Raw genomic sequence first — 6,218 nt, 5'->3', positions numbered from 1 at the left:
CCTTGTCATGGTTCACGTTTCAGTTGCAAAGGGGAAGTTTTACACGGTCCGACAGTGAAAGATTTAAAGAAATTTTAGCTTTAACTATTGCCTATTAAGGGTTTCATCATTTCTTATCTGCTTGCACACGCCTTTTTGTACCTTGTGTCACCTTCGGTTCTTCTGACTTACTGGAGTTGACCATTTTAACCAAGTGCTGATTTAGATAACTCTGCGCCGAAATGTACAAACTTTCCCAAATCTCTTGATTGCGGCTGATTTTTGTGCCGACTGTATTCCCTGCTGTTTTCTCCGACACCAAGTATTTACGGAAATAGTTATTCCACAAGTGTTGCAGGAAATCTTCGGCAAATTCGTTAAACGGCAGAATCCATTTATAGTCCTTGTCCAAAAATACCCGATAAGATGCAATTATCGGTAGTGCGAGGTCAGTTGGCGCACCAAACCCAAAAGAGTACTTACTGTCAGGTAATAACGTCGTTTTACGTATATCAATTGATGCTAAATCGTTACTACCCTTTCTTCTGGGGTTGCTGATATGGTCTTGGATTATTTCATAAAGTCTTTGCTCTATCCACAGAGCATGAGTTAACAGAGGCAGTAAGGCGGTTAATCTTTCCCTTTCTGCATCTGTGATGTTACTTGGAAGACTCATCCCTGCTGGGTGTTTGGTTCGTTTATTGCCGTCGGGGTTGTATTTATTTCTGTCGAGGCAGTAAAGGAGCTTCAGCAAATGGGTGACATTACACTGGGCATTTCTGGGAGCGCCGCTTTGGTTTTGGTAATAGGCAATGCGGAATTTTCTCTCTTCCTTATGTTCTAACTGGGCTAAGTACTGCTTGATGAATTTGTAATCACCCCTGGCGTTGACTTTGGAACGAGAATCTACTGGCGTTGTAGTATTACTTGCTAGGGCTATATCTTTGGCTGATTCTTCAGTCAGCCCGATGTGAATCGTAACTTTTACTCTGGCTTCGGTTAGGTCATATTTGTAATTTTTCGCTTGCTCAAAAGCTAAAACTGTGTGCCCTCCGTTGATAATGCCATCGCTACCCCCTTCGTTAGCTTCTAATATCTCCAGTTCTAGCTCAGTTTTGTTCTTAACAGGTTTAGCAATATTCGCTGACAGAACGATTCCACTGTGACGAGAGAAGAATTTTTCGGGTTCGGTCGTTAGTGAGTCGAAGATTTGTCTGTAGGTCGCGCTTTTACGGTTGGGTTCCCGGATGTTGGGTTCTAGCGGCAGGTCTATAGGGAAGGAGTCTACGTGGGCTGTGGCGATAATGCAATTGGGGTTGGCTTGAAAATAGTTATCTATTTTTAGATTCCAAGTCTTGGGCATAGTTGATTTGCAATGTCAGGGGAATTTCTATGTTAACTAAAACCCGTATCTGATATCCCGTTTCTCGCTAATGTCAAGTACAGAATTATGTTGCGTCGTCTTGTTCTCTAAAGATTTACTTTATAAATAGTCTCTCAGCAAGCTTTCTAGAGAATAAATTGTAAAAGTTGTTTCGTAACTTTGCTTTTACCTTTAAAAGAGCAAAGTCACGAAAGTGAACTACTTAATATTCTTGGCATTTCCAGTATGAAATAGGGGAAAATGTGAGTAATTGGAGCGCCTGCATGGAGTCAGAGAAAATAATATGTCTAACGTAAGCATTGCAAAAGGTAGTTGCCTGTGTGGAGCAGTAAGTCTTTCTACAACTAGCATGAGTAAAAGTGTGGGAGCCTGTCATTGTAGTATCTGCCGCAATTGGGGCGGAGGGCCTCTGTTAGCTGTTGATTGTAAAAGTGATGTCAGCTTGGCTGGTGAAGAAAATATTGGGCTTTATCAATCGTCACAGTGGGCAGAACGTGGATTCTGTAAGCAGTGTGGTAGCCATCTATTTTACAAATTGAAACAAAGTAACCAGTATTTCATCCCCGTTGGACTATTCGATAGTTCTGAAGGTCTTGTTTTCGATCATCAGGTATTCATTGATGAAAAGCCCCAATATTACTGTTTCGCCAATGAAACTAATGACCTGACAGGGGCAGAGTTATTTGCACAGTTTGCAACTCCTGAATGACTTCTAAACTTCCAAACATTAGAGTTACCTTTTACCAGTTTGAATTAGGTTGGGCGAATGAGCGTACTGCTTCACTCACCCAAGAGACAACAAATCATCCAGCTATGTCTTTACCACTCTCATAGTTCATCGCTCTGGGTTTCCTCTTGCCTATAGGGACTACTTTCGATTGCTTGGGAGGTTGAGGCGGACGGCATTTCTCGCAATATAGAGGTCGAACCCCAAAGGTTTCTCGTTGTGTGGGTTGTTCGCATTGCTTACACACAAAATTGAAAACACGGGTGTGAATTTCCCGCTTATGCGCTCTGACGGTGTACTCTCGGACTTCAATAGTTTTGCTGGACATTGATTAGTTTTTTAAGTTGCTATTTATAAATATAGTTTCTTGTTTTTGACTAATAGTATAGCCAGAGCATCATCTTCATGATTAAAACAAGGATAATTGCCTTGGGGAAATATTACCTTTACGTCTGCGATGATAGTAGAGGTGGAAATCATTGCTAATTAAGATACTCCTTAATATCACTTTTTTGATGGCGAAGAATAGAGAGCGCTTTATGTTCAAGCTGGCGAATTCGTTCTCGACTTAAGTTAAGGCGATCGCCAACTTGAGTTAAGCTCAGTTGATGATCATTCTCTAACCCAAAACGTAGAGTTAGTATTTCTCGTTGTATAGGGGGTAGGGATGCCAGCAGATTATTCAAATCAAGGCGCAACAGTTCCTTGGTGAGCCGTTCGTCTGAGGAAATGCTCTCATCAGGTAAGATATCCAATAGCTTAGTGTCTTGATTGTCTCCCACACACAAATCCAAAGAAACTGGCTGCTTCGAGACACTGAGATATTCTCGAACCTGGTTAGGCTTTAAATTTAATTCTTCAGCAATTTCGGTGACAGTAGCATACCGACCAAGCTTTTGAAAGCTTTCTCGCTGTATTTTTTTAATTTTATTAAGTCTTTCGGTTAGATGAGTTGGCAATCGAATAGTACGAGATTTTTCTGCAATTGCACGTGTAATTTCCTGACGAATCCACCAATAAGCATAGGTTGATAGTTTGTAGCCTTTGTTAGGGTCGAACTTCTCTACCCCTTTTTGCAAACCTAGTGTACCTTCCTGAATTAAATCGAGGAATTCTAAATTGTGGTTCTGGTATTTCTTAGCAATAGAAACCACTAGCCGCAGGTTCGCTGTCACCATTTTCTGTTTAGCCTTTTGGCCTTGTTGAACGATTAACTCTACTTCAGCTTCGCTTTGCCCAAACGAGATAGCTAATTCTCTTGCAGTTGGTTGTCGGTTAAGTTTAAGTGCGATCGCTTGCTGTTGCTGCTCAATCGTTATCATCTGCTGCACAAGCCTAGCGTTTGTAATTTCTTGCTCAGGAGTTAGCAGAGGGTAGCGTCCGATTTCTTTGAGGTAGGAGCGAACTAAGTCCGTAGTTGGATTGGGCATACGAATACTTTTTTTCGTTTGAGTAAAATGTTTGATTTCAGGAATTAGCTAATAAATCAAATCTTAATTATAGACTTAGACTAATACTCATATTTGTCAAATATATTTATAAATATAATACTTTAAATCTTCAAATAGGTAGATACTAAAATATGCTTTATTTTGTAACTAAGTTTTAAGATAATAAAAAATTTGGTTGGATTAAATAAAAATACGCTACGCTAAATTTAGAGTGAAGTCCTCTCTTGAAGAGAGGATATGTTCAAATTCGCTTCACATTTGGACAAGGCTCCAAGACGCTTTGCGTAAATTAATTGAAAATTACAAATACTTAGTTGAGAAATAATCATGGATATGCAATCTCTGCTCACTTTGACAATCGTAGTCATCTTTTGGGCATTCGTTACTCTCGTTATATTCCAGTTCATTAACGGACTATTTGTATCGGATGCTTATGCTAGTAATGTGGTTTCGGTTGGCAATCTAAATATAGCGGCTTCTACAATTCCATCAGTATCAGAAAGAATCACACCACAACAAGTTCAGACTTTTGAAAAATTGCCAGATCCTTGGATGTTAGAGGATGAAGTTGTTTATCGTACAAGCAATGAAGGGGAAAGGTTAAAGGGTAAAGGGGAAAGGGAAAGAGAAAGAGAAAATTCCATCCTTTCCCCTTTACCCCTTCCCCTTTCCCCTACTTCTGAAAGAAGTCCATTAAGATTACTGCCTCCAGTTAAAGAAGTTTCACCACAACCAAAACGTACTACTCGTTCAAATAAAGCTAACAATGCTGCCAACAAGTCACTGAAAAACAAACAGGCTGATGTAAAGTCTTCAGGCAAGCGCAAGCCAGGTAGACCGCGTAAAACTGCTTAATTCGCTTTTTAATTCTCGTCCGATCACCGAAGAATAAATATCTGAAGGTTCAAAAGTTTAAATGAGGCTAATGAAGAAGGTTAAAGGTTAAAGGGGAAGGGGAAAAGGAACCAGTAACTTAAAAGCTCTTGTTTCAAATAAAGACGCTGATTATTCTTGCACTACACGTCTCAAAAATCTTCTTTTTTGTTCTCCGTATTTAAAAGCAGGGGTTTTCTACCTTGTGGGGAAAAGTTCTAAATTCTATGCCCTTTGCCCTTTCCCCCTTCCCCATTTCCCCTTCTTGGCAATTGCCTCATTTATTCTTAATAAGAGAAAGGCTTCGCCATAGCAAAAGTGAAAAAATAATATTGTGAGTGATGCAATGGTACAGCAACTTTTCACTCAAGGTTCTTTATTCGATTTGCAAACAGTAATCGATTATGGGCAGTCAGTTATTAATGTTGCCCAAGAGCTTGCAAAAGTTTTAATAGATAATCGCCCTCTCTCTACGAAAACTGTTTCTTCCCAGATGAATCGCTATTTTCTAGGCACTGCTGCGTCCGGTGCGTGGCAGTGGAAAGACGCTTACGAAGCTGTGGAAGTAGCGCAAATATTATATCTGCGTCATCTGGGAATTAAGATTTTATCACAACAACCTCAAGTGGTTGTGCAACAATTAGAAGAATTAACAGCCCTTTGTCCGACGCATACTCGCCGCAGTGAAGAGTCAGTACAGCTTCAGCAATTCTCCACCCCTTTGCCGCTTGCTTATCTGGTAGCCAAAGCAGGATTTGTACAAGCTACTGATTTGGTGCTGGAGCCATCTGCCGGAACTGGTTTGTTAGCACAAATGGCTAAACTGTACAGTGCAAGTCTGATGCTCAACGAGCTTGCACCCGATAGATCGAAGATTCTGCGACGGTTATTCCCTGGCACGCCATTATTTGGGATCAACGCCGAACAAATCAACGATTATTTAGCTGGCAAGACTCAGCCCTCAGTTGTGCTGATGAATCCGCCTTTCTCCGCATCTCCCAAAATCAACAGTCGCAACCCCGACGCAACTAAGAGCCACATCAACTCGGCATTGCAAAGACTGGCTGACGGTGGGCGGCTGGTAACAATCACAGCCAACTGGTTCTCTCCCAATAATCCTACTTGGCGAGAGACTTTCCTTAAGTGGCAGGATTTTGCGCGAGTTCTACTGTCTGTTGGGGTCAACGGCAAAGTGTACTCGAAACACGGGACGACGATGGAAACCCGGATTACGGTAATTGATAAAGTCCCGGCTGATAATCCCGGCGACATCACCTGTATTCCCGAAACTTTGGACTTGCCCGAACTGCTAGCGTTGATTGAGCAGTTGCCTGAACGATCTTCGTGGGAACGCTCAGAAAAAGTCAAAGCTGCTGCGAAGGCAATTGTTGTTCAATTGCCAAAACGCTCTGTGGTAGCTCAAGCAGAAACACTTTCTTCAATTCCAGATGTGGTTATTCTGGAATACGAAGTCGTCGAATGGTCTGCAAATGATGGACTCAAAGATACTTTATACGAAACCTATCGCCCACAGCGAATCCGAATCAAGGACGCTTTGCCTCATCCCTCGCTGCTTTGCGAAAGTGCAGCCCTAGCACTTGTCTCACCACCACCACCAACTTATAAACCGCATCTTCCTAGCAACATTATCACACAAGGCTTGTTGTCAGAGGCACAACTTGAAAGCGTTATTTACGCAGGTCAGGCGCACGGTGAATTTCTTTCTGGGTCTTATATTGTCGATAATTCATGGGATAATGTGACTGTAGCGGCTCAAGGCGAAGAAAATGCTGTAAAATTTCGT

General features: G+C 41.5%; 6 protein-coding genes. 3 read left to right on the top strand and 3 right to left on the bottom strand.

Going from position 1 to position 6,218, the window contains the following annotated elements:
• Positions 1-106 precede the first annotated feature (106 nt).
• Positions 107-1,342, bottom strand: coding sequence for an AIPR family protein (locus VB732_RS35145; protein WP_323235429.1), 1,236 nt, complete (start codon positions 1,340-1,342; stop codon positions 107-109).
• A 304-nt stretch (positions 1,343-1,646) separates the two neighbouring features.
• Here VB732_RS35145 and VB732_RS35140 point away from each other — a divergent pair, with 304 nt between their 5' ends.
• On the top strand, positions 1,647-2,072 hold the full coding sequence (locus VB732_RS35140) for a GFA family protein (protein WP_323235428.1): 426 nt from the start codon (positions 1,647-1,649) through the stop codon (positions 2,070-2,072).
• 94 nt (positions 2,073-2,166) lie between these two features.
• On the opposite strand, the gene VB732_RS35135 is transcribed toward VB732_RS35140, so the two are convergent.
• Positions 2,167-2,418, bottom strand: a complete 252-nt coding sequence (locus tag VB732_RS35135) for a hypothetical protein (protein WP_323235427.1) — start codon at positions 2,416-2,418, stop codon at positions 2,167-2,169.
• A 154-nt stretch (positions 2,419-2,572) separates the two neighbouring features.
• Entirely contained in the window at positions 2,573-3,520 is a 948-nt protein-coding gene (locus VB732_RS35130) for an RpoD/SigA family RNA polymerase sigma factor (protein ID WP_323235426.1), read from the bottom strand.
• A gap of 348 nt (positions 3,521-3,868) precedes the next feature.
• On the opposite strand from VB732_RS35130, the gene VB732_RS35125 reads away from it, so the two are divergent.
• Both VB732_RS35125 and VB732_RS35120 read left to right on the top strand, forming a co-directional pair.
• Positions 3,869-4,396: a hypothetical protein gene (locus VB732_RS35125; protein ID WP_323235425.1), complete on the top strand. Its 528-nt coding sequence runs from the start codon at positions 3,869-3,871 to the stop codon at positions 4,394-4,396.
• Positions 4,397-4,760: 364 nt separating this feature from the next.
• On the top strand, positions 4,761-6,218 hold a 1,458-nt coding region (locus VB732_RS35120), incomplete at its 3' end, for a strawberry notch-like NTP hydrolase domain-containing protein (protein ID WP_323235424.1).

Origin of the sequence: Nostoc sp. UHCC 0252 (assembly GCF_034931145.1) — a bacterium.
In the GTDB taxonomy this organism is placed as follows: Bacteria; Cyanobacteriota; Cyanobacteriia; order Cyanobacteriales; family Nostocaceae; genus Nostoc.
The sequence above is the reverse complement of the archived record's forward strand: the minus strand, read 5'-3'. Positions and strand labels throughout refer to the sequence as shown.